The sequence below is a fragment of the Propylenella binzhouense genome (genome assembly GCF_009866965.1).
Taxonomy (GTDB): Bacteria; Pseudomonadota; Alphaproteobacteria; order Rhizobiales; family Afifellaceae; genus Propylenella; species Propylenella binzhouense.
This window is the reverse complement of the sequence record NZ_SPKJ01000002.1, coordinates 1-23,263: the sequence shown is the minus strand read 5'-3', so window position 1 is coordinate 23,263 and position 23,263 is coordinate 1. Positions and strand designations below refer to the sequence as shown.

Genomic DNA, 23,263 nt, shown 5'->3' with positions numbered 1-23,263 from the left:
AAGGTCGCGGCGTGTTGCAGTTGCCGCTTCCTTGGAGAGTTCGCGGCCGCCAACCCGATGCTCGCCATGGACGATATTGATGCTATGGGAAGGAGGAGGCCAGTGGACCGTGTGCAGGACAAGGTTGCGATCGTGACCGGGGCCGCGCTGGGGCTCGGCGAGGCCTCGGCCCGGATGCTGGGGCGCGAGGGCGCCAAGGTCGTGCTGACCGACATCAAGGACGAGGAGGGCGAGCGCGCGGCGCAGACGATCCACGAGGCGGGCGGCGAGGCGATCTACCTCCACCACGATGTTGCCGACGAGAGCGCCTGGGAACGCGTGATCCAGACCAGTCTCGACCACTTCGGCCGGCTCGATGTGCTGGTCAACAATGCCGGAGTTGGCTGGGGCGGCGCACCGGAGGAGGAAACGCTGGAGCGCTGGCGGCGGCTGATGAGCATCAACCTCGACGGCGTCTTCCTCGGCACCAAGCACGCCATTCTGGCAATGAAGCGGATCCCGCCGAGGGGCGGCTCGATCATCAATCTCTCCTCGATCGAGGGCCTTGTCGGCGACCCGAACCTCGGCGCGTATAACGCGTCCAAGGGCGGCGTGCGGCTCTACACCAAGTCGGTCGCGCTCTATTGCGCCAAGCAGGGTCTGGGCATCCGGGTCAACTCGATCCATCCCGGCTACATCTGGACGCCCATGGTGGAGAACTATCTGCGTGAGCACGGAGGCGTCGAGGAGGGCCGAACGGCACTTGATGCTCTGCATCCAGTCGGTCACGTCGGCGAGCCGGACGACATCGCCTATGGAGTCCTCTATCTGGCATCGGACGAGTCCAAGTTCGTGACCGGCACGGAGCTGGTCATCGACGGCGGCTACACGGCGCAATAGAGGCTGGAGCGGCGAGACCGCACTCGCGGCTAATCGGAAAGCTGGCCGCCGGCGTCGCGGCGCCAATGTCCGATAGCAGTCCGACGCAAATATCAGGAACTCATGGCAGACGCTCTCGACACGCAGGCAAACCACGCGGCGCCGACCGGAGCGATTTTTGACCGGTCCTGGCACGCCGTTCCGGCCGACGAGGCGCTGCAGGCGCTGGCGACCGGTCACGACGGGCTGGACGAGGCCGATGCGGCGCGGCGACTAACGGCACATGGCCCCAATCGTCTGCCGGCCGCGGCGCCGCGCAGCGCTTTCCGCCGCTTCATCGCCCAGTTCGATAACTTGCTGATCTATGTCCTGCTGGCCTCGGCCGGGATCACCGTCGCGCTCGGGCACCTGATCGACGCGGGCGTCATCCTCGCCGTTGTGCTCGTGAACGCCGTCGTCGGCTTCGTTCAGGAGGGCCGCGCAGAGAGAGCGCTGGACGCCATCCGCGGCATGCTGGCCCCGCAGGCCTCAGTCGTTCGCAGCGGCCGCCGTCGCACCATCGCCGCGGAAGATCTGGTTCCGGGCGACCTGGTTCTGCTGGAGGCCGGCGACCGGGTGGCGGCCGATTTGCGCCTGGTCCGCAGCCGCAGCCTGCGGGTCGAGGAGGCGGCGCTGACGGGGGAATCTGTGCCGGTGGAGAAGTCGCCCGCGCCTGCTCCGCCCGAGGCCTCGCTTGGGGACCGGACCTCGATGGCGTTCTCGGGAACGCTGGTGGCGGCCGGGCACGGCGCCGGCGTGGTGGTGGCCACCGGCGCCGCCACCGAGATCGGCCGCGTCAGCGCCTTGGTCGGCACGGTCGAGACGCTGACGACGCCGCTCTTGCGCCAGATGGGCGTCTTCGCGCGGCAGCTCACGGCCGTGATTCTCGCCGGCGCCGCGGCGGTCTTCGCCTTCGCGGTGCTCGTCCGCGACTACGCCGCAGAGGACGCCTTCCTGATCTCGGTCAGCCTGGCCGTCTCGGCGATTCCCGAGGGCCTGCCGGCGGTGATGACGATCGCGCTCGCCATTGGCGTGCAGCGCATGGCGGCGCGCAACGCCATCGTGCGCCGCCTGCCTGCGGTCGAGACCCTCGGCTCGGTCTCGGTCATTTGCACCGACAAGACCGGCACGCTCACGCGCAACGAGATGACCATCGGCGCGGCGGTGAGCGCGACGGGCATCTTCGACGTCACCGGCGGCGGTTACGAGCCTCGCGGCGCCATTTGCCGGAACGAAGAGGAGGTGGACGCGGCCGAGCATCCGCCGCTGCTCGAGCTGGCGCGCGCGGCGCTGCTCTGCAATGACGCGGCGCTGCAGCGGACCGAGCACGGCTGGATCGTGGAAGGTGACCCGATGGAGGGGGCGCTGCTCGCGTTTACCGCAAAGGCGGGGCTCGACCCCGCATCCCTGCGCAAGCAGTTCCCGCGGACGGATGAGATTCCGTTTGATGCCGAGCACCGCTTCATGGCGACCCTGCACCACGGCCATGACGGCGAGACCTTCGCCTGCCTGAAGGGAGCGCCGGAGCGTGTGCTGGCGATGTGCGACCACGCTCGCTGGCCGGCGGGCGACGAGCCGCTTGACTTAGCTGCGTGGCAGGAGCTGGTGGAGAGGCTGGCGGCGCAGGGACAGCGGGTGCTTGCGATCGCCACCAAGCCAATGCCGCTCGGAACGCGCGACCTCGCCTTCGCCGACGTCGAGGGCGGTCTGGTGCTGCTCGGCCTGCTCGGCCTGATCGATCCGCCGCGCGAGGAGGCGATCGCGGCGGTGCGCGACTGCCAGGCGGCCGGAATCCGGGTCAAGATGATCACCGGCGACCACGCCGCGACCGCCCGCGCGATCGCCCGGCAGATCGGGATCGCCAATTCCGACGCCATTGCCACCGGCGCGGAGCTCGACCGGCTTGAGGACGAAGGCCTGCGGCGCGTGGGTCGCGAGACCGACGTTTTCGCTCGCACCGCGCCGGAGCACAAGCTGCGCCTGGTCGAGGCGCTCCAGGCCGAGGGCACGGTGCTGGCGATGACCGGCGACGGCGTGAACGACGCGCCGGCGCTGAAACGAGCGGATGTCGGCATCGCCATGGGCCGCAAGGGAACCGAGGCAGCCAAGGAGGCGGCCGAAATGGTGCTCGCCGACGACAACTTCACCTCGATCGTGGCAGCGGTCCGCGAGGGCCGGACGGTCTACGACAACCTCAAGAAAGTCATCACATGGACGCTGCCGACGAACGGGGGCGAGGCCCTCGTCATTATCGCCGCCGTCCTGCTCGGGTTCACATTGCCGCTCACCCCGGTCCAGGTGCTATGGATCAATATGGCGACCGCGGTCACGCTCGGCCTCACCCTCGCCTTCGAGCCGACCGAGCCGGACGCCATGCGGCGCCCGCCGCGCGCCGCCGACGAGCCTATCCTGTCGGGCCTCCTGGTCTGGCAGATCATCTTCGCCTCGGTCCTTTTCCTGATCGGCGCCTCCGGGATGTTCTTCTGGGCGCTCGCCCGCGGCCTACCGCTGGAGACGGCGCGAACGCTGGTGGTCAACACCATCGTCGTAATGGAGATCTTCTATCTGTTCAGCGTGCGCTTCCGGCACGGCTCGTCGCTCACCTGGCGCGGCCTGTTCGGGACGCGCGCGGTGCTGGCCGGCGTGGCCATGGTCACGGTCCTGCAGTTTCTCTTCACATACGCGCCGTTCATGCAGGCGCTGTTCGACACGCGGCCCGTCGCATTCCAGGACGGGCTGGCAGTGGTGGGCGTGGGAATCGCGCTGTTCGTCATCCTGGAGGTCGAGAAGCTCGTTCGACGGAGCCTTGGTCCGACTGCGCGTTCACGATAAGCGCACGGGAGCGTAATGGAACACGCCCTCCACCTTTTCCTCCTCCTCGTTACGACGCGACTCTTCGGCGAATTCTCCGAGCGTATCGGCCAGCCGGCCTCGATGGGCGAGATCGTCGCCGGCGTGGCCATCGCCCTGGGTGCCGCCGCAGCCCTGCCGCTCCCACTGCTCGCAGATTTGCCCGAGAGTCCGTTCCTCGACGTGGCCGCCGAGTTCGGCATCTTCTTCCTCCTGCTGCTCGCCGGGATAGAGATGCGCCCGAGCGAGATTGCGGAGCATTCGGGTGGGTCACTCGCCGTCGCCCTCGGCGGTGTCCTCCTGCCGCTCGCCGGCGGCTTCGCCCTCGCCTGGGCCTTCCTGCCCGAGACGTCGCTGAAATTCGCGCAGGCACTCCTTGTCGGCGTGGCGCTGTCGATCTCGGCAGTGCCCGTGACCGTACGGATCTTTATGGAGCTTGGGCTTCTACATACGCGGGTGGGCCGCACGGTGGTCTCGGCGGCGATCTTTGACGACGTGATCGGGCTGATGCTGCTTGCGGTCCTCACCGGCGTGATCGAGACAGGGGTCACGCCCGATGTTGGGTCCATGCTGGTGCTGCTTGGTAAGGTCGGCGCATTCTTCGTCATCAGTGTGGCCGCCGGGCTCCTCCTCTATCCGCGGATCGCCCGGATGGTTGACCGGCTGCGCATCCCGGCGCCGCATTTCAGTGCGCTCATGGCCGTGGCGCTTGCCTTCGCCATCCTGGCGGAACTCCTGGGCATGGACTTCATCCTGGGCCCGTTCATGGCAGGCCTGTTCTTCGATCCCGCTGCGGTCGGTGAGGAGCCCTATGTCGACGTCAAGCAGAGTATCGGAGACGTCACCAACGGCCTGCTGGCACCGCTGTTCTTCGCCTCCATAGGGGTTCGGGTCGACCTCGGTGCCGTCACGGCGGTTCCAGGCTTCCTGTTGGCGCTGCTGGCAACAGCGTTTCTCGGCAAGCTGATCGGGGCGGGGGTACCGGCGCGGCTCACCGGGCTGTCCTCGCGCGAGGCGGTCGCAGTCGGCGTGGGGATGAGCGGGCGCGGCGCCGTCGAGCTCATCATCGCCAGCATCGCCCTGGAAGCGGGCCTGTTCGATCAGCCGGATCCCGTTGTCGCGAACCTATTCTCCGCCCTCGTGATCATGGCCGTGGTCACCACCCTGGTGACGCCGCTCGGCTTGCGGCGCGTCCTGGCGGCAGTTCCGTCTTGCGGTGGAGGGAATCAGGGCAGTTGAGCAGGTCATGCCTCAGCCGGGCGTCAGGGACGCAGGCGGCAGCGGCCCCGGTGTGTTTCGCAGCCGTTGCGGTGCCCCGGACACTTCCGCCACCGGCGCCGATCTGGGAACGGCGGGACAGGTGTAACCAGACGGGCTGCGGCGCGTCTCTAAGGAGGTCACGGCAAGACGCGAGAGGAGCTCGAGGGTTAGGCTCCGTGACGGATCGAACATGAAGGCACGAATGTCGATGACCCACGCCCAGCTGACTGCGCGAGACAAGAGCGCTCTCAACGCCGTCATATTCGATCTCGACGGCGTGGTGACGCGCACGGCCGGCCTCCATGCCGCCGCCTGGAAGCAGCTCTTCGACGATTATCTCGGGCGGCGGGCGGCGCAGCAGGGGGAGCCCTTCCGGCCGTTTGACGCCGAGGGAGACTACCAGCGCTTCGTCGACGGCAAGCCGCGCTACGAGGGGGTACGCAGCTTTCTCGAATCGCGCGGCATCGCCCTGCCCTATGGCGATCCCGCCGACCCGTCCGAGGCGGAGACGGTCTGCGGCCTCGGCAACCGCAAGAACGCGATCTTCCAAGAGCTGCTGGCGCAAGGTGGCGTCGAGGTGTTCGAGAGCTCGGTCGCTTTCATTCGCCACCTTCAAGCGCGAGGCGTGAGGGTGGCGCTCGTATCGTCCAGCAAGAACACGACGGCGGTCCTCGAATCGGCAGGCCTATCGGACCTGTTCGAGGTGCGGGTCGACGGGGTGGAGGCGGCGCGCCTCGGCCTCAGAGGGAAGCCGCACCCGGAGACCTTTCTCGAGGCGGCGCAGCGTCTCGGCGTCGATCCGGCGCGGGCGGCGGTCGTCGAGGACGCGATCGCCGGGGTCGCGGCTGGCAGGGCCGGCGGGTTTGGGCTGGTCATCGGCGTTGCCCGCGCCGGCGACGGCGCCGTGCTGCGGGCCAACGGCGCCGACATCGTGGTCGGCGACCTTGCCGAGCTTTGCGACGACGCCAAGCTGCGTCCCGGTGCGGCTGCGCTCCCAAACGCGCTCGCGCGCGCCGCCGAGATCCGGGCCCGCCTTGCCGGCAGGCGTCCGGCCGTCTTCCTCGACTATGACGGCACGCTGACCCCGATCGTCGCCCGGCCCGACCTCGCCGTGCTCTCCGATGCGATGCGCGCCGTCGTGCAGGCGCTAGCGGAGCGCTGCACGGTGGCCATCGTCAGCGGCCGCGACCGCGCCGAGGTCGAACGGCTGGTCGGGCTGGACGGCCTCGTCTATGCCGGCAGCCACGGCTTCGACATCGCCGGACCGGGCGGCTTGCGCAAGGAGCATGAGCGCGCCGCCGAGTTCCTGCCGGCGCTCGACCGGGCGGAAGAGCGGCTGCGCCGGGAGCTGGCCGGCGCCGCCGGCGCGCTGGTCGAGCGCAAGAAGTTTGCTATCGCAGTCCACTACCGCCTGGTCGCCGATGACGAGGTGCCGCGTGTCGATGCCGCCGTCGCGACTGTCGCCGCCGAGACCCCGGAGCTGCGCCGGACCACCGGCAAGAAGGTCTTCGAGCTGCGACCGCGCCTTGACTGGGACAAGGGGAAAGCAGTGCTGTGGCTGCTGGCAGCGCTTGGGCTCGACCACGAGGACGTGCTGCCCCTCTATCTCGGCGATGACGATACCGACGAGGACGCCTTCGCCGCCCTTGCCAACCGCGGCATCGGCATCCTCATCGCCGAGGCGCCGCAGCCGACCGTCGCGCATTACGTTCTGTCCGACACCGAGGAGGCGGCCCGCTTTTTGGGCGAGCTGGCCGCCATGCTGGACGGCGCGACGACCGACTGGACGCTTCGCTACGACGGCTTCGAGCCGGACCGTGAGGGGCTGCGCGAGGCGCTATGCACCCTGGGCAACGGCTATTTCGCCACGCGCGGCGCCGCCGAGGAGGCGGAGGCCGACGACATCCATTATCCGGGCACCTACCTCGCGGGCGGCTACAACCGCATCGAGACGGAGATCGCCGGGCGGGTGATCGAGAACGAGGACCTCGTCAACCTGCCGAACTGGCTGCCCCTCACCTTCCGGCCGGAAGGCGGAGACTGGCTCAATCTGCTGGCGGCCGAGATCCTCTCCTACCGCCAGGAGTTGGATTTGAAGCAGGGGGTGCTGCGGCGCGCGATGCGCGTGCGCGACCGCCAAGGGCGGGAGACGACATTGGTCGGCCGGCGCGTCGTGCACATGGGCGCGCCGCACCTCGCCGCAATCGAATGGACGCTGACGCCCGAGAACTGGTCGGGGCGGATCGAAGTCCTCTCCGCTCTCGACGGGCGCGTCATCAACGCCGGCGTGCCCCGTTATCGCCAGCTCAACGGCAAGCACCTCGTCCCGCTCGAAGCGCGAGAGATCGGCGGTGACGGCATCCTGCTGATCGTCGAAACCAGCCAGTCGCATATCCGGATTGCCCAGGCCGCACGGACGAACGTGTTCGCGGGCGGGGGGCCGGTCGAGGCCGAGCGGCAGATCCGGCAGGAGGAGGGCTATATCGCCCATGCGCTCTCTTTCGCTGTGGCCGAAGGGCAGTCGGTCGCGGTCGAAAAGGTCGTTGCCCTGCACACCTCCCGCGACCGCGCCATGTCGGAACCAGGAATCGCCGCCGAGCAGACACTGCATGCCGCCGGGCGCTTCGGCGCTCTCCTGGCCGGCCACGTCCTGGCGTGGTCGCATCTGTGGCGCCGCTGCGACCTGGTGCTGGAGGGCCACCCACGCACGCAGATGATCCTGCGGCTGCACGTGTTCCACCTGTTGCAGACGGTCTCCTTCAACACCGTCGAACTCGACGCCGGCGTGCCGGCGCGCGGGTTGCACGGCGAAGCCTATCGCGGCCACATCTTCTGGGACGAGCTGTTCATCTTCCCGTTCCTCAACCTGCGCATCCCCGAGCTGACCCGCGCGCTCTTGCGCTACCGCCACCGCCGCCTGCCGGCGGCGCGGCAGCTGGCGCGCGCGGCGGGCTATCGCGGTGCGATGTACCCGTGGCAGAGCGGCAGCGACGGGCGCGAGGAGACGCAGATCCTCCACCTCAACCCGAAGTCCGGCCGCTGGTTGCCTGACAACACGCATTTGCAGCGCCACGTCAACGCCGCCATCGCCTACAACGTCTGGCGCTACTACGAGGCGACCGAAGACCGCGAGTTCCTCGCCTTCTACGGCGCCGAGATGCTGTTCGAGATCGCCCGCTTCTGGGCCAGCATTGCCGCCTTCAACCCCGAGCGCGGCCGCTACGAGATCCGCGGCGTGATGGGCCCGGACGAGTTCCACGACCGCTATCCCTGGGCCGAGGCGCCCGGCCTCGACAACAACGCCTACACCAACGTCATGGCGGCCTGGGTGCTGCTGCGGGCGCTGGACGCGCGCACGCTGCTCGACCCGGAGCGTCGCGCCGAGTTGGACGAGACCCTCGCCCTCGGGCCGCAGGAGATCGCCCGCTGGGAGGAGATCAGTCGGACGATGTTCGTGCCGTTCCACGACGGCGTGATGAGTCAGTTCGAGGGCTATGAGCGGCTGGAGGAGTTCGACTGGGCCGGCTATCGCGAGAAGTACGGCGACATCCACCGCCTCGACCGCATCCTGGAGGCGGAAGGCGACACGGTGAACCGCTATAAAGCCTCCAAGCAGGCCGACGCCCTGATGCTCTTCTACCTCTTTTCCTCGGAGGAGCTCGGCTCCCTGTTCGCGAGGCTTGGTTTCCCCTTCGACCCCGACCTGATCCCGCGCACGGTGGAGTACTATCTCCAGCGCACCTCAAATGGCTCCACATTGAGCGGGATCGTCCATTCCTGGGTGCTGGCGCGCTCAGACCGGGCGCGCTCCTGGGCGCTGCTGAAGCAGGCGCTGGAGAGCGACATCGCCGACGTGCAGGGTGGCACGACGCCGGAGGGCATCCATCTCGGCGCCATGGCCGGCACGGTCGACCTCGTCCAGCGCGGCCAGACGGGTCTGGAGATCCGCGGCGACGTGCTGCGCCTCAACCCCTGCCTGCCGCAGGAGCTGAAGGGCTTGCGCTTTCGCATCCGCTATCGGCAGTACTGGCTGCAGATCGACATCGGCTGCGAGCGGATGATCGTCTCGGCCCTCGACGGCTGGGCCGGACCAGGCCGGATCACGGTCCGCGACGAGACCTATCCATTCGGCGCGGGTGCCCGTCTCGATATCCCTTGCCACCTTGAGGACGGCGGCTGGCGCCCCCAGCGAGGCCCGGCAAGCCTGGCCGGTGAAAGCCAAGTGGAGGTGTAACAACTAGGCAACGAGTGCGTCTTTGGTGGCCGGGCGCATCCTAAACGAATGAAGCTCCCGCCCTGAAGGGATCAGAGGATATGCGGCGGATCGAGAGCGACTTACGCCCAACGCAACCCGGTTTTCAGACCACCAACCGAGAGGAGAATCGACGTGAGAAGGACGCTTCTGGCCCTGGCCGCTTCCGCCTTCGCTCTGGCGGCCGGCACCGCCGTTGCACAGACCCAGCAGGGCCCCGGCGGCCCGATGATGCAGCAGGGTCGCCCTGGGATGATGCAGCAAGGCCAGCCCGACATGATGAGGCCCCAACAGGGCGCCGGCCCGATGTCCGGACAACGGTCCGATGAGAGGGGGCCGGGAATGATGGACCCTAGCGGTGGTCCTGGTCACCGCCGCGGAATGATCGACTCCGACAGGCGGGATCGATACGGCTGGCGTCCTGATCGGATGGGCCCGCGCATGATGGGCCCTGGCATGATGACCATGATGATGATCCTGGTCGACACCGATGGCGATGGCGCGCTGTCGCTGGAAGAGGTTCAGGCCGCCCATGCGCGGATGTTCAACTATGCGGATACCGATAAGGACGGCAAGCTCACCCGGGAAGAGCTGCAGAGCTTCTTCCATGGCGGCGGCTTCGGTCGGGATGATGATGATGATGACTGATGCTGGCGCGGCCGCGCCCTTGGCGGCCGAACGGTAGGAGCTGGCGGGAGGTGTGCAGCGGTTCGAAAGCCGCTGCTGCGCCTGCCCTGTGCAGCGGACACTGGAAAACGGGGCTGGTGGTTCATGCCGGCCTCTGCACGGGCCCTCTTCCGGAATCTCGCCTTGAAACACCTGAACGGAGGAAGAGCAAGATGCGTGTGTCTTATCACCTTGCCTGCACGCTTGTCGTTACGATGAGTATGCCTGTGGCTGTTCGCGCCGCGGATGTCGAAGGGCTGCCGGGCGGGGCGGGCCAGGAGAGACAGGTGGCGCAGCAGTGTCTCACGGACCTGCGCGCCTTCGAAGACGAACTCGCAAGCGTCGGGTTCGGCGTTGTCGCACCGGGTGGGTACGGGGCCGGGTACAGCGTGTTCGGGATGACCGGAACGCCACGACAGAAGATGCAGTCGTTGCGCGACGCCGCCTACGTCTATGCCCTCGACGGCGACGAGCAGTCCTGCCAAAGGGTGCTCGCGTCCATGCGCGAAATCTATCAGGAGCACCAGGAGCTGGTCGGGCTCGAGAGCGACGACCCGAACGCGCGGACCGCATGGCGGCGCGCCCATCTGGCTCGGACCACGCCGGTGACCGAAATGAGTCGCCTGATGCGCGCCGATGTCGTCGTTGGTGCAGATATCCGCACGCCGGATGACGAGAAGCTGGGCGAGATCGAGGATGTCGTGATCGATCCTGAGCGCCAGGCGATCGCCTATGTGCTCGCCTCCCGCGGCGGCTTCCTGGGACTGGGTGAGGAGTTGGTCGCCATCCGCTGGGCTGATCTGCGTGCCACTGCGGACCATGAGATTTTCGTGCTGGATGCATCGATCGACGCATTCGCGTCGGCGCCCAAGGTGGAGCGAGGAAGTTTCGAGGAGACTTCCGACGATTCGTGGCGCAGCAACTTGGACCAGTACTGGGGTCGGGCCGTGCAAAAGTAAAGGTTGCCGGCTGCCTGACCTCTCCACCTCGTTCACAGCAGCCGGCGCGCCACCCAGCCCATTAGCTCGAGACCGCGGCTCCTCCAGCTGCGGCGGCGCCACTGGTGCAGGCTCACTTCCGCCGTGCACTCGAGATCCCGTTGATACTGGACCCGCAGCGCCTCGGCCAGGGTGCGGTCTCGGGCGATCAAGACCAGCTCCTGGTTTAGGAACAGGCTGAGATAGTCGAGGTTCGCCGACCCGACGACGGCCCACTCCTCGTCAATGACAGACGTCTTGGCGTGGAGCTTGCGCGGCAGGTACTCGTAGATCCGCACGCCTGCAGCGAGAAGCGGCTCGTAGGCAGCGCGGGTCGCCCAGCCTGCTGCTGGCGGATCGCCCCGGCGAGGTACCAGAAGGCGCACGTCGACGCCCCGCCCGGCGGCGGCCCGCAGCGCAGCCTCAACGATCGTACCCGGTCCGAAGTACGGCGAGGTGAGATATACGTGCCGGCGTGCGCTCTCGATCAGGCCCGCGTGTAGGCAGGCGAGCCGCTGCTGGCAGTGGTGGGAATAGCTGGGCACGAGCAGGGCTTCCAGGCCCGTCATGTCTTCGGGAATAGCCTCAGCGCGAGGCTGTCCGTGGTCGTGCCAGAGCCGATCAAACAAGACAGCGGCCAGCGGCGCAAGCTCGCCGGCTACGCGCACATGGCTGTCGCGTTGGCGTGTTTCCCCGTGGAGCGCGCGCGAGTTCAAGCGCCGGATGTTGAAGCCACCCAGGAACGCTTCCCGCTCGTCGACCACAAGGAGCTTGCGATGGTTGCGCTGACGATACTGGAGCGGACGGCTGAGTCGGAAGGGATGGAACCACTGGAACCGCACGCCCGCGCCTTCAAGCTCGCGCTGCAGGTCCCGGAACCCTCGGAAAGCGGAGCCGAAGCTGTCGAGGTGGAGACGTACGTCCAATCCAGCGCGGGCTTTGCGGCCAAGGGCAGATGCGAACCGTTGTCCGACCTCGTCAGCCGCGAAGATGAAGGATTCCATGCGGATGTGATGCTCGGCTCGATCAATTGCCGCAATCATTGCGTCGTAGAGATCGTCGCCCTCCACAAAGAGATGGAAAGCGCCCCGCCCCTCGCGAAGGCTAGGCAAGCAGATCAAGGCGAGATCACGGGCAATCTCCGCCTGTCTCTGCGGGTCTTGACGTTCGCGGGTGCCGCGTCCTCCGAGGAGATCTGGGCCGCTGTTTCCAATCCTCATCACGAAATGTCCTGCTTGCCACGCGCGCAATGGTCGACCTTGGCCCGTGCCTCAGGACGGCATGATCCGTCAGAATTCAAACGACAGAACGGCAGTTCCTCGAATCGCACTCGCACTCGGGAAGGGGTCTTGTGTCGCTAGGCGCTGCTGGTTTCCAGCCGCTAGGCCCTTCATGGGCCGAGGTGCGTCCGAGAGCACCCCGGTGTCGCTGCAAGTGTAAGGACGCGGCAGCTATAGCGTCTGTAAGGAACACCAGGCCGCCCGCCGGAAAGGTGGCGCGAGAGACGCTGTGCTCGAGCTTGAGCGAATGGAGTAAGCTGATGACCTCTGCCTATACCGCCTGGTTTGACGAGCTGACCGCGGGCGACGTCGCGCAGGTGGGCGGTAAGAACGCCTCGCTCGGTGAGATGGTGCGCAGCCTCAAGGGCGAGGGCGTGTACGTCCCGGACGGGTTTGCCACCACGGCGACCGCCTACCGTGAGTATGTGGCGGTGAACGGCATCGAGGCGGGTCTGCGCGAGCGCCTCGGTGCGATGAACAGCGGCGCGGCGTCGCTGCACGAAACCGGCGCGGCGATTCGCCGGCTGTTTCTCGACGGCGAGTTCCCCGAGCCGATCGCCGAGGCGATCCGGACCTCCTACCGTGAGCTCTCTCGGCGTAGCGGTCGGGACGAGGCAGCGGTCGCCGTGCGCTCGAGCGCCACCGCCGAGGACCTGCCCGACGCCAGCTTCGCCGGGCAGCAGGAGACATTCCTGAACGTGCGCGGCGAACGGGCCCTCCTGGAGGCTTGCCGGCGCTGCTACGCCTCGCTCTTCACCGACCGCGCCATCAGCTATCGTGAGACCAAGGGTTTCGACCACCTGCAGGTGGCCCTTTCGATTGGCATCCAGCAGATGGTGCGCGCCGACAAGGCGGGATCGGGTGTGATGTTCTCCATCGACACCGAGACCGGCTTTCCCGGCGTGGTCGTCATCAGCGCAGCTTGGGGGCTCGGCGAGAACGTCGTGCAGGGCGCGGTCAACCCCGACAAGTACCTGGCCTTCAAGCCGGCGCTGGATGAGGCGCGCTTCCGTCCGATCATCGAGAAGACGCTGGGGGAGAAGGAAAAGAAGATGGTCTATGCCGAGGGCGGCAGCGGGCGGACCAAGAACCTCGATACTACGCGGCGCGAACGGGAATCGTTCGTGCTCGCTGACGAGGAAATCCTGCAGCTCTCCCGATGGGCCGTGGTGATCGAGAAACATTACGGCCGGCCGATGGACATGGAATGGGCCAAGGACGGGGAGACGGGTGAGCTTGCCATCGTCCAGGCGCGGCCGGAGACGGTGCAGTCGAGCAAGGGCTCGGCGCCGCTGAAGGTCTATCGCTTGAAGGAGAAGGGCAAGCGGCTTGTCTCCGGCGCCGCGGTCGGACAGGCGATCGCAACCGGTTTGGTCTGCGTGATCAAGACCGCCGAGGAGATCGATCGCTTTCGGCCAGGCGCGATCCTGGTGACCGAGATCACCGACCCGGACTGGGTGCCGATCATGAAGCAGGCGGCCGGCATCATCACCGACCATGGCGGCACGACCAGCCATGCCGCCATCGTCGGCCGCGAGTTGGGAGTGCCGGCAATCGTCGGCACCGGTCATGCCACGGAGATCCTCCGCGACGGACAGGAGATCACGCTGTCCTGCGCCGAAGGCGACGAGGGCCATGTCTATGAGGGTAAGCTCGCCTTTGAGGCGACAGAAGTCGATCTGTCGCAACTGCCTGAAACGCGCACCACCATGATGGTGAACATCGCCAGCCCGGGCGCTGCGTTCCAATGGTGGCGCCTGCCGGCGAAGGGCGTCGGGCTGGCGCGGATGGAATTCATCATCAACAACATCATCAAGGTCCATCCGATGGCGCTGGTCCACCCCGACCGGGTCGAGGATCGTCAAGCCGGCCGCCAGATCGAAGAGCTGACCCGCGGGTATCGCGATCCGCGCGACCATTTCGTCGAACAGCTCGCGCGCGGCATCGCCAAGATCGCCGCTCCCTTCCATCCCCATCCCGTGATCGTGCGGCTCAGCGACTTCAAAACCAATGAGTACGCCCATCTCATCGGCGGCGCCGCCTTCGAGCCCAAGGAGGAGAACCCGATGCTCGGCTGGCGCGGCGCTTCGCGCTATTACGACGCGCGCTATCGCGAGGGCTTCGCGCTCGAATGCCGGGCGCTGCGCAAGGTCCGCGACGAGATCGGCCTCCCCAACGTCATCGTCATGGTGCCGTTCTGCCGCACGCCGGAGGAGGCCGACCGGGTGCTCGCGGTCATGGCCGAGTACGGGCTGAGACGCGGCGAGGACGGGCTGCAAGTCTACATGATGTGCGAGATCCCCTCCAACGTGATCCTGGCCGAGGAGTTCGCGACGCGCTTCGACGGCTTCTCGATCGGCTCGAACGACCTCACCCAGCTGATCCTCGGCGTTGATCGCGACTCGGGCGATCTCGCGCCGCTGTTCGACGAGCGCAGCGAGGCGGTTAAGCGCGCCATCCGCGAGGCGATCGGCAAGGCGCATGCGGCGGGGATCAAGATCGGCATCTGCGGCCAAGCCCCCAGCAACTACCCCGACTTCGCCGCCTTCCTGGTCGAGGAAGGGATCGACTCCATCTCGCTCAATCCCGACAGCTTCGTCGCGACGGTCCGGCATGTAGCCGAAGTCGAAAGCCAGCAGGCGCCGGCGTCCCGTCGCAAAGCAGACCGGTCGCGAGGTGCCCGATGAAGGTCGTGGTCTTCGAAACGGAGGAATGGGAGCACCAGGCGTGCCTGCGGCTGCAGCCGGAGCATCAGGTGGTCTGCACCCGCGACGCGCTCGACGAGGAAGCAGTTTCCAATCACGCCGAGGCCGAAACCATCAGCACTTTCGTCAACTCGACCCTGAGTGCAGCCGTCCTGATGCGCTTCCCAGAGCTGAAGCTCATCGCAACGCGCTCGACGGGATACGACCACATTGACCTAGACTATTGCCGCAGCCGCGGAATCGTCGTCAGCAACGTTCCGGACTACGGCGACTCGACGGTCGCGGAGCACGCATTCGCCCTGCTGCTCGCGGTGGCCCGTCACCTGGTCGAGGCGGTCGAGCGGACGCGGCGCGGCAACTTCTCACAATCCGGCCTGCGCGGCTTCGAGTTGCGGGACAAGACGCTCGGCGTGATCGGGACAGGTCGCATCGGACGCCGGGCCATCGAGATCGCCAAAGGCTTCGGCATGACGGTCCTTGCCTTCGATCTTCATCCCGACGAGGCGGCGGCGCAGCGGCTCGGCTTCCGCTACGCCGATGTCGATGCTGTGCTCGCGACGGCCGACGTGCTGACGCTGCACGTGCCTGCCACGCCGGAGACCGCGGGCCTGCTGTCCGACCGGGCGTTTGGGCTGATGAAGCCGGGCGCGGTGGTGATCAACACGGCCCGGGGCAACATAATCGACATCCCCGCGCTGGTGCGGGCGCTCGCGGATGGCCGGCTCAGGGCGGCCGGGCTCGACGTGCTGCCGCAGGAGCCGCTGATCCGCGAGGAGGCGCAGATCTTCCGTGCCGACGCGCCAGCGGACGGCCACGACTTGCGAGCCCTCGTGGCCAATCACGTGCTGCTCCGCTTCCCGAACGTGATCGTGACGCCGCACAACGCCTACAACACCGACAGCGCCGTTGGCCGCATCATCGAGACCACGCTCGACAACATTGAGGCTTTCGCGCGAGGCGAACCCCGGAACGTGGTGTCGCATGGCTAAGCGCGGCTCCGCACTGGTGCCTGAGCGGCCTCGGGCCGACGCCGCGGGTCAGTCCGTGAAATCCGTCTGCTCAGGCAAGCCGGCGAACGAGGCAGCCACGCCGACCACCGGTCGCCTTCATGCGGTCCAAATCGGCGACGGCGAACCGCTGCCGCTTGGCCTGCACGAATGCTGGAATGGCGTGAACCTCGCCGTGTTCAGCCGACATGCCACGCGCATGACGCTGCTGCTGTTCGACGATGCCGCCCAGGTCGAACCGACCGCCCGCATCAATTTCGACCCGCGGCGTCATCGGACCGGGGACATCTGGCATACCCGCCTATCGGGAGACCTTCGCGGGAAATTCTATGCGCTCCAGGCCGATGGTCCACGCGTCCCGGCCGCAGGGCATGTGTTCGATCCGAATCGGGTTCTGCTCGACCCCTACGCCGGCGCCGTCGCCGGCTTGCCCGGCAACGGCGCGTCCAGCCTGGTTTCGGCCCCGACGCCGTCTCCGGCGCCGGGCATCCGGTGCATGATCGCCGACGAGCGGTTCGATTGGGAGGACGCCAATCCGCCGCGCCGTCCCTGGAGCGAGACCGTCATCTACGAGACCCACGTCCGGGGGCTGACGATCCATCCCTCGTCCGGCGTCCGCCATCCCGGCCAGTATCTCGGCGTGATCGAGAAGATCCCCTACTTTCAGGCGCTGGGCGTGACCACGCTCGAGCTGATGCCGGTACAGGCCTTCGTCCCGGATGCAATAGACCGACGAAACCCGCTCACTGGCGAGGTGCTGCGGGACTACTGGGGCTACAACCCCGTTGCCCTGTTCGCGCCGATGCCGGACTACGCGGGCGATGTCGCGCCGGGCGGCGAGCTTGCCGCCTTCAAGACCATGGTGCGCGAGCTGCACCGGGCGGGCATCGAGGTCATCCTGGACGTCGTCTTCAACCACACGGGCGAAGGCGGAAGGACCGGCCCGACCTACAGCTTCCGCGGGCTCGACAACGCGATCTACTACATCCTGACACCGGACGGCGAGTATGCGGACTACACCGGCTGCGGCAACACATTGAACTGCAATCATCCGGTGGTGCGCGGCATGATCGTGGACTGCCTGCGGCACTGGGTGGTGCAGTACCACGTCGACGGCTTCCGCTTCGACCTCGCCTCGGTGCTCGGGCGAGACTCCCGCGGCGATCTCTTGCCGAACCCACCGCTGCTGGAGCAGATCGCCGAGGACCCGATCCTGCGCGACGTGAAGCTTATCGCCGAGGCCTGGGACGCCGGGGGCGCCTTCCAGGTGGGACATTTCCCCGGCCGGCGCTGGGCCGAGTGGAATTGCCACTACCGCGACGACGTGCGGCGCTTCTGGCGCGGCGACCCTGGTATGACAGGAGCCTTCGCGACCCGGCTGGCCGGCAGCAGCGACCTTTACCGCGGCGGGGGCGAAAGCCCGCTCAACAGCGTCAACTTCGTCACGAGCCATGACGGCTTCACGCTCAACGACCTCGTGAGCTACGCGCGCAAGCACAACGCGGCCAACGGCGAGGGAGGCCGGGACGGTCTCGACGAGAATCACAGCGACAACAACGGCGCTGATGGCCCGACGGACGATCCGCGCGTCGAGGCCATGCGCCTGCGGCAGATCAAGAACCTGCTCGCCACGCTTCTGCTCTCGCGCGGCGTGCCGATGCTGCTCGGCGGCGACGAGTTCCGTCGCACGCAAAGCGGCAACAACAACGCTTACTGCCAGGACAATGCGATCTCCTGGTACGACTGGTCGCTCGTCGAGCGGAACGCGGAGCTGGTACGCTTCGTCCAACGGCTGATCGCCTTCCGCAACGCGCATCCGGTTCTGCGCGCCGAGAGCTTCTACACCGACGCGGACGTCGCCTGGCTCGGGGCCAAGGGCGGTACGCCGGACTGGCACGGGCCCGACAACCGGCTGGCCTGCCTTGTCCGCGGCAGCCACGCAACCCTGTGCCTGCTCTTCAACGCCGCTCATGGGCCCTGCCGATTCGTTCTGCCGACGCCGCGGGCGGAGCCGTGGTGCGTTGCCATCGATACGTCGAAAACTGCCCCAGACGACGCACCGGACTTCGGCGACGAGCCCTCCCTCGGCGCCGTGCACGAGATCGGCCTCGAAACAGGAACGACGATGGTCCTGGTGTCCCGGCGGACGGGGGATCCACCTGGGCCATCATGGGACAACCGAGCGGAAGACGGCAAAGCAGGAGAGATGTCATGAACAAGGGCACCAAGATGAACGAGGGCACGGAGATGAACGAGGAGGTGGAATCGCGGATCCGTCGGCGCGCCTACTTGCTCTGGGAGCGCGAGAACTGCCCCGAAGGGAAGCATCTCGATCACTGGTTTGCCGCGAAGGCGGAGATCGAGGCTGGGCAAGACGCCGAAAGTGTCGCCGATGAAGAGCCGGCCGCGAAGGAAAGTCAACCAGAGCCGGCTCGACGGCGCTGAACCCTGGACCCAGTCAACGCGAGCGTTCTGTCGCTGGTGACAACCTGATGATCCGCCGCGGGGCTCTCTCCGAGTTCCTTGAGCGTTCCGGTGCGAGCCGCAGTGAGATGAAGTATGACGACTGAAACCACATCTCCGACGCGGCAATGGCGCTCGCGAGGACGGAAAGCGGGCCGCACGGCGGCACCGCCGCTCACCTTCCTTGGCGGCGCCGTGTCGCCGGGTCGAAAAACCTCCTGGACGCCGGACGGGCGCGTGCTCGTCGACTGCGGCCTGTTCTTTGGGCTGTATCAGAGGGGCCCGGATGGCTAGGCGCGTTGGTCTTCCGTCCCCAGCGCCTGCTTCAGCCTCGGCTGGTTTACTGCACCAGGGCAGAGCAATGAGCCAATCGGGCGCGCTCCGTCTTGCTTCGTACTTCCGGTACCGACGGCTGCACAGCTACCTCTCCGAGGCTAGCTAAGCCATGGTGCCGGGACAGCGCCCTGACCGGCACAGGAGCATAGAACTGCGCCAGCTCCGCTACTTCATCGCGGTGGCTGACGCCGGGAGCTTCAGCGGCGCCGCTTCGGCACTCGGCGTGCTACAACCTACAGTGAGCCAACATATTCAGCGTCTTGAAGATCGGCTCCACACCAACTTGTTCGAGCGCCACCCTCGCGGCGTGCATCTAACATTCGTCGGCAGGCACCTGCTCCGAGCCGCTCGGAGAATCATCCGTGAGGTTGATCAGGTGCTCGGTCTCGCAATGCGCGTAGGGCGAGCGGAGGCTGGGCTACTGCCGCTTGGCTTTTACCTCTCCCTCAGTGCCGGCCCACTGCGCGAGGCCCTTCTTGCCTTCCGGCGCGCCAGTCCGGAGGTCATGATCGAGCTCTACGAAGGCAGCCCGTCCGATCTTCTGACCGCCTTGCGCGAACTCAGAATCGACTTGGCTTTCACGGTGCTCGAGGTTAGCTCGCCGGAGTTCGCCACACTGCGTCTCTGGGACGAGCCGCTGGTGGCGGCACTTCCTGAAGACTGCGTGTTAGCCTCCCAGGACACGGTCACCTGGTCGGATCTCGCCAAGGCTTCAATGGTGATGCGGACTTGGGAAAGTGGCTCGGTGCTCACAGCCCTTCTTGCTGGCCGAATCGCGCCCGACAGCCATCTCCAGGCCGAGGAGCATTTCATCTCTCGCGAGGCGCTCCTCGGAATGATCGGGCTGGGATTTGGAGCCACAGTACTCGGGATCTCGGCAGCAGGCGCGAGTTATCCCGGCGTGGCATTCCGGCCGATTGCAGAAGCCAACGCGTCCATTCCGGTCACCGCCGTTTGGCTTGTCGGAAACGACAATCCAGTCCGGCACCGCTTTGTGGCCATGCTCCGCGACCGCCTCAAGGTGCAGGGCCGCCTGGCGAGCGGAAAGCTAGCCTCCTGGCTCGCGTCGATCTCCACGATGCTGTTCGGCGCTATCTGAAGCACGCGATAGGGCGCTCGTGTCGCTGCGCTTGAGCCGCCTAAATGCCCTGTCGGTAGCCATAAAGCGCGCCAGCATCGGGGCAACGAGCTTTGCCGGCTCCACTGGCTGGCCGCCCTCCCGACCCAGCACCTCGGCATAGGCGGCAAGATCGCGATGTACCTGCGCCGGCAGCTCGATCGTGAGCCTGATCGGCTTGTCATCCACCAGCGGTCCGAGCTTCAGCTTCGCCATGGATCACCCCCTGTATGGCTCGAGGACGAGGTCACGGGTGACGATCACCCGCACCGGGAAGCCAGGCCGGACGGTGAGCGTCGGCTGCACGTTCATCTGCTGGCGCACGAGCTGGTCGCCGGCGCGCCCGACCGTGTCCTGGCCGCTCTCGCGGATGGCGCGGGCGATCTCGTCCTCGTCGTCCTGACCGAGCTCCGTTGCGACCCCGAGCAGCGTGGCGAGGCCCGCGGCCATGAGCAGGCGGCCCCAGTGGTAGTTCACGCCGTCCTCCAGCCCCGCGTAGCCGCCGCCGTCCGTGCCCGGCTGGCGCTCCAGCACGATCGAGCGGCCGTTCGGGAGCAGCAGCCGGTTCCAGACGAGCAGGACGCGCGACTGCCCGAACGAGACCTGGGCGTCGTACTGACCGGTTAGGCGCGAGCCCTGCGGGATCAAAAGATAGCGGCCGCTTGGGCTGTCGTAGACGTTCTCAGTCACCTGCGCGACCACCTGGCCCGGCAGGTCGGAGCGCAAGCCGGTGACCATCGCGGCCGGGATGACGTTGCCGGCCTGCAGCACGTAGGGACTCGCCGGCGCACGGACGCGATCCGGGCTGACGGTGCGGCGATCGACGGCCGCGTTCAGGAACGCGAGCTTGCGATCCTGGCCGTTCTGCGCGATCGCGTCGTCGGAGGTCCGGCGTTCGGCGGATGGCGTCCCCTCCCCGCCGGCAGCGCCGATCGGAACCGCCGACTGCGTTATGCCCTCCGTCTGCGCGAACAGTCGGCTCACCCGCGCTGCTTCCATCTCCTGGAGGCGACGCTGCTCGGCCGGGTCGATCTGCGGTACGGGTGGGGCAGCCGTGGGCGGGACCGGCACGGGCTGACCCCGGTTCTGAGCCGAGACGATCGGACGGCCGAGGTCACCCGGAAGCGGCGGCCCGAGCTGCGGCACGTCCCTTGGCAGCCCCGAATAATCCCGCGGCAAGGTGACCAAACCATCCGCGGTCGGCTTGCGATCCGTGTTGTAGAGCTCGGCCGGCGTGTCCGCATCGCGCGTCTGAAGTGCGAACAGGAGCGCCCCGCCAATCCCGAGACCTGCCACGGCGCCGAGCGCGGTCAGCACCTTGCGCGACAGCCGGGTGACCCGCGGCGGCTCCGGCCGCAGGCGCAGCTCCTGCGCGATCTCCTTCTCCCCTTTCGGGCGTTCTTCGCTCACGATGTCCGCCTCCCGTCCGTTCGCACGATCCGCACTACCTGCTGGGTCTTCCCGGCGCCGAGGCGCAGCTCGGCCGCCGCGAACAGCCGGTCGACGATCAGGTAGTTGCCGTAGGCGCGATAGTTGACGACCTCAGTCTTGCCGTCGGCGCCGATCACGAACAGCGGCGGCATCTCGCCCTGCACGATGCCGGGCGCGAACTCGATGTAGACCTTGCGCCCGTCGTCGAAGACCCGCCGCGGCCGCCACGGAGGCGCCTCGCCTTGGATCTCGATCGCGTAGCGGAAGCGCACGTTGGCGGGATCGGGCGGCGCCGGCGTGGTCGGCACGGCAGTGCGGGGCCGCGTCGGATCTTGCGGGTAGAACCAGGCGACTGACGGCATGTGCGTGCGCTCCCGCGACAGGAGCTCAAGGTGGTAGGTGCGCCGGTCGGTGTTGATGACGAGGTTGGTGTCGATGTCGGGCCGGGTCGGCTTGATGAGCACATGCACGCGCCAGGTCTCGCCTGCGCCGCTCGTCGTGTCGCCGATGATCCAGCGCGCCGTGTCGCCGGCCGCGATCGGCCCGGTGCCGGTGAGCTGTTCGCCGTACTCGAGCGCGATGTCGGTGACCTTCCCGGGCGAGGCATAAATTCGGTAGAGCGCGCCGGGGCTGAAGCTGTAGACCTGGACGGCGTTGTAATAGCCCTCGCGCCGCGGTTCGATCCGGGCGGCGCGGTTGGCGATCGCGACCCGCTCCAAGGGGTCGCTCGCCTCGCTCCCCGCACCGCCGCGCGAGGGCGTCACGGCGGGTGGCCGGTGCAGCGGACGCGGGCCGGTGTCCTGCACGGTTGCGGCGACTGGGGTTGGTAGCGGTGGGACGCTGGCATCGTAATCGATCGCGGGCGGCTTGAAGGTCTGGCAACCGCCAAGCGCAAAGCCGGAAACGAGGAGAGCCGCCGTTCCGGCTCGGCGGATGTGCGGCGGGGTCATTGGCTGAGTTCCCGGGACCAGTTGAGGGCGTGGACGTAGACGCCGAGCGGGTTCTTGCGCAGCCGCTCGGCATCGCGCGGGGTCTGCAGCACCACCGTCAGGATCGCCGTCCACCGCTCGGTCGCGGCGAGCTGGCCCTCTTGGTAGCGCCGCTCGATCCAGGCGACGCGGAAGCTGTTTTCCGACGCCCGGATGACGCTCGAGATCTCGACCGCGACCTGCTCCCGGCCGACCCTGGCGAACGGATCGTTGGCGCGGGCGAAGTCGTTGAGCGCGGCCGCGCCGCGGTCGGTGGTGAAGTCGTAAGCGCGGAGCCAGTTCTGCCTGAGCACGATCGGGTCGGCCGGGATCGAGCGGACGTTCTCGACGAAGCGGGCGAGGTGCCAGGCGATCTGCGGGTCGGTCGGGCGGTAGTCGGCGACCGCCGGTTTGACGGCCTGGGCTTGGCCCAGCCGATCGACCTGCACCACCCAGGGCGTGACGGTGCCGCGGGCGGACTGGAAGACGAGCGCGGCCGAGAGGCCGGCGACGAGCGCGAGCTCGCCCAAGGCCATGAGCCGCCAGTTCTTGGCTTGGACGCGGGCGGAGCCGATGCGCTCGTCCCAGGCTTGCGCCGCGCGCTGATACGGGGTCTCGGGTTCGGGCGTCTTGCCGTAGCGGACGCTCGCTCGCTTGAAGAACATCCTCAGTCCCTCTCAGACAGGCTGATGGAGGTGCCGCTGCCGCCGGCATCGCCGGACTTAAGTGCGTGAGCGACGGCGGTCGCCCCGTGGCTCATGGCTTGGCTCTGGCGCATGCGCCGCGCCCAAGCGGGCGAACCGTCAGCGGCGGCAGAAGAGGTGGAAGCGGCCGCGGCCGGCGGTGGACCACCCGCATAGGCGGCACTGGTTTGGCCGCCTGCGACGTAGCTCTCGCGCATCGACGCGGCTGCGCGGCGCAGCGGGCTCGTCGCGGTCATCGCGCTGGCCTTCGCCACGCCTCTCGTCCCGGCCGCCACGCCGCCGAGTCCGCTCTGGCCGGCCGATCCGGCCTGGTAGGCGCCGACCGCGCCGCCGGCGACGGACGCGCCGCC

At 67.6% G+C, this 23,263-nt stretch carries 16 protein-coding genes and 1 pseudogene; 11 read left to right on the top strand and 6 right to left on the bottom strand.

What is annotated here, in order from left to right; translation table 11 throughout:
* Positions 1-102: 102 nt before the first annotated feature.
* From E4O86_RS00880 to E4O86_RS00855, 6 genes are all read left to right on the top strand, one after another.
* A complete protein-coding gene (locus E4O86_RS00880) occupies positions 103-879 on the top strand; it encodes a glucose 1-dehydrogenase (RefSeq protein WP_161138632.1) in 777 nt (258 codons plus the stop codon).
* Between the two features lie 102 nt (positions 880-981).
* Positions 982-3,729, top strand: coding sequence for a cation-transporting P-type ATPase (locus E4O86_RS00875; RefSeq protein ID WP_161138631.1), 2,748 nt, complete (start codon positions 982-984; stop codon positions 3,727-3,729).
* A 15-nt stretch (positions 3,730-3,744) separates the two neighbouring features.
* Positions 3,745-4,986 carry a cation:proton antiporter gene (locus E4O86_RS00870; RefSeq protein WP_161138630.1) on the top strand — a complete coding sequence of 414 codons (1,242 nt, stop codon included), beginning with the start codon at positions 3,745-3,747 and terminating at the stop codon, positions 4,984-4,986.
* Positions 4,987-5,197: 211 nt separating this feature from the next.
* Positions 5,198-9,241, top strand: coding sequence for a trehalose-phosphatase (otsB, locus tag E4O86_RS00865; protein WP_205520556.1), 4,044 nt, complete (start codon positions 5,198-5,200; stop codon positions 9,239-9,241).
* A 153-nt stretch (positions 9,242-9,394) separates the two neighbouring features.
* Positions 9,395-9,907 carry an EF-hand domain-containing protein gene (locus E4O86_RS00860; RefSeq protein WP_343039056.1) on the top strand — a complete coding sequence of 171 codons (513 nt, stop codon included), beginning with the start codon at positions 9,395-9,397 and terminating at the stop codon, positions 9,905-9,907.
* 191 nt (positions 9,908-10,098) lie between these two features.
* The gene (locus E4O86_RS00855) at positions 10,099-10,884 is read left to right on the top strand and encodes a PRC-barrel domain-containing protein (RefSeq protein WP_205520554.1); all 786 of its coding nucleotides are present in this window, start codon (positions 10,099-10,101) and stop codon (positions 10,882-10,884) included.
* Between the two features lie 32 nt (positions 10,885-10,916).
* On the opposite strand, the gene E4O86_RS00850 is transcribed toward E4O86_RS00855, so the two are convergent.
* Complete coding sequence (locus E4O86_RS00850) at positions 10,917-12,122, bottom strand: phospholipase D-like domain-containing protein (RefSeq protein WP_161138628.1); 1,206 nt, start codon at positions 12,120-12,122, stop codon at positions 10,917-10,919.
* A gap of 320 nt (positions 12,123-12,442) precedes the next feature.
* Here E4O86_RS00850 and ppsA point away from each other — a divergent pair, with 320 nt between their 5' ends.
* The 5 genes from ppsA to E4O86_RS00825 all read left to right on the top strand — a co-directional run bounded on the left by ppsA (position 12,443) and on the right by E4O86_RS00825 (position 19,792).
* Complete coding sequence (ppsA, locus tag E4O86_RS00845) at positions 12,443-14,869, top strand: phosphoenolpyruvate synthase (RefSeq protein WP_161138627.1); 2,427 nt, start codon at positions 12,443-12,445, stop codon at positions 14,867-14,869.
* Positions 14,866-15,876 carry a hydroxyacid dehydrogenase gene (locus E4O86_RS00840; protein WP_161138626.1) on the top strand — a complete coding sequence of 337 codons (1,011 nt, stop codon included), beginning with the start codon at positions 14,866-14,868 and terminating at the stop codon, positions 15,874-15,876. Before ppsA ends, E4O86_RS00840 begins: the two co-directional genes overlap by 4 nt.
* Positions 15,869-18,109, top strand: coding sequence for a glycogen debranching protein GlgX (gene glgX, locus E4O86_RS00835; protein WP_161138625.1), 2,241 nt, complete (start codon positions 15,869-15,871; stop codon positions 18,107-18,109). Before E4O86_RS00840 ends, glgX begins: the two co-directional genes overlap by 8 nt.
* Positions 18,106-18,339, top strand: a complete 234-nt coding sequence (locus E4O86_RS00830; RefSeq protein ID WP_246206051.1) for a DUF2934 domain-containing protein — start codon at positions 18,106-18,108, stop codon at positions 18,337-18,339. Before glgX ends, E4O86_RS00830 begins: the two co-directional genes overlap by 4 nt.
* A 463-nt stretch (positions 18,340-18,802) precedes the next feature.
* Positions 18,803-19,792, top strand: coding sequence for a LysR substrate-binding domain-containing protein (locus E4O86_RS00825; protein ID WP_161138623.1), 990 nt, complete (start codon positions 18,803-18,805; stop codon positions 19,790-19,792).
* Here the strand turns inward: E4O86_RS00825 and E4O86_RS00820 are convergent.
* From E4O86_RS00820 to E4O86_RS00800, 5 genes and pseudogenes are all read right to left on the bottom strand, one after another.
* Positions 19,742-20,026 (bottom strand): DUF2274 domain-containing protein, encoded by a 285-nt coding sequence (locus E4O86_RS00820; RefSeq protein WP_161138622.1) that lies wholly within the window; start codon positions 20,024-20,026, stop codon positions 19,742-19,744. The two genes, E4O86_RS00825 and E4O86_RS00820, sit on opposite strands and share 51 nt — an antisense overlap.
* Before the next feature lie 3 nt (positions 20,027-20,029).
* A complete protein-coding gene (locus E4O86_RS00815; protein WP_161138621.1) occupies positions 20,030-21,220 on the bottom strand; it encodes a TraB/TrbI/VirB10 family type IV secretion system protein in 1,191 nt (396 codons plus the stop codon).
* Positions 21,217-22,191: a P-type conjugative transfer protein TrbG gene (gene trbG, locus E4O86_RS00810; RefSeq protein WP_161138620.1), complete on the bottom strand. Its 975-nt coding sequence runs from the start codon at positions 22,189-22,191 to the stop codon at positions 21,217-21,219. The genes E4O86_RS00815 and trbG overlap by 4 nt, the downstream gene beginning before the upstream one ends.
* The gene (gene trbF / locus E4O86_RS00805) at positions 22,188-22,874 is read right to left on the bottom strand and encodes a conjugal transfer protein TrbF (protein WP_161138619.1); all 687 of its coding nucleotides are present in this window, start codon (positions 22,872-22,874) and stop codon (positions 22,188-22,190) included. The genes trbG and trbF overlap by 4 nt, the downstream gene beginning before the upstream one ends.
* A gap of 2 nt (positions 22,875-22,876) precedes the next feature.
* A pseudogene (locus tag E4O86_RS00800) lies at positions 22,877-23,263 on the bottom strand (P-type conjugative transfer protein TrbL); the annotation flags it as partial.

Excerpts from the sequence above, each read along its gene's own strand:
- ppsA (WP_161138627.1), top strand. The coding sequence starts at position 12,443 with ATGACCTCTGCCTATACCGCCTGGTTTGACGAGCTGACCGCGGGCGAC.
- trbG (WP_161138620.1), bottom strand. The coding sequence starts at position 22,191 with ATGACCCCGCCGCACATCCGCCGAGCCGGAACGGCGGCTCTCCTCGTT.
- E4O86_RS00870 (WP_161138630.1), top strand. The coding sequence starts at position 3,745 with ATGGAACACGCCCTCCACCTTTTCCTCCTCCTCGTTACGACGCGACTC.
- glgX (WP_161138625.1), top strand. The coding sequence starts at position 15,869 with ATGGCTAAGCGCGGCTCCGCACTGGTGCCTGAGCGGCCTCGGGCCGAC.
- E4O86_RS00840 (WP_161138626.1), top strand. The coding sequence starts at position 14,866 with ATGAAGGTCGTGGTCTTCGAAACGGAGGAATGGGAGCACCAGGCGTGC.
- E4O86_RS00850 (WP_161138628.1), bottom strand. The coding sequence starts at position 12,122 with ATGAGGATTGGAAACAGCGGCCCAGATCTCCTCGGAGGACGCGGCACC.
- trbF (WP_161138619.1), bottom strand. The coding sequence starts at position 22,874 with ATGTTCTTCAAGCGAGCGAGCGTCCGCTACGGCAAGACGCCCGAACCC.
- E4O86_RS00875 (WP_161138631.1), top strand. The coding sequence starts at position 982 with ATGGCAGACGCTCTCGACACGCAGGCAAACCACGCGGCGCCGACCGGA.
- E4O86_RS00825 (WP_161138623.1), top strand. The coding sequence starts at position 18,803 with ATGGTGCCGGGACAGCGCCCTGACCGGCACAGGAGCATAGAACTGCGC.
- E4O86_RS00820 (WP_161138622.1), bottom strand. The coding sequence starts at position 20,026 with ATGGCGAAGCTGAAGCTCGGACCGCTGGTGGATGACAAGCCGATCAGG.
- E4O86_RS00830 (WP_246206051.1), top strand. The coding sequence starts at position 18,106 with ATGAACAAGGGCACCAAGATGAACGAGGGCACGGAGATGAACGAGGAG.
- E4O86_RS00855 (WP_205520554.1), top strand. The coding sequence starts at position 10,099 with ATGCGTGTGTCTTATCACCTTGCCTGCACGCTTGTCGTTACGATGAGT.
- otsB (WP_205520556.1), top strand. The coding sequence starts at position 5,198 with ATGAAGGCACGAATGTCGATGACCCACGCCCAGCTGACTGCGCGAGAC.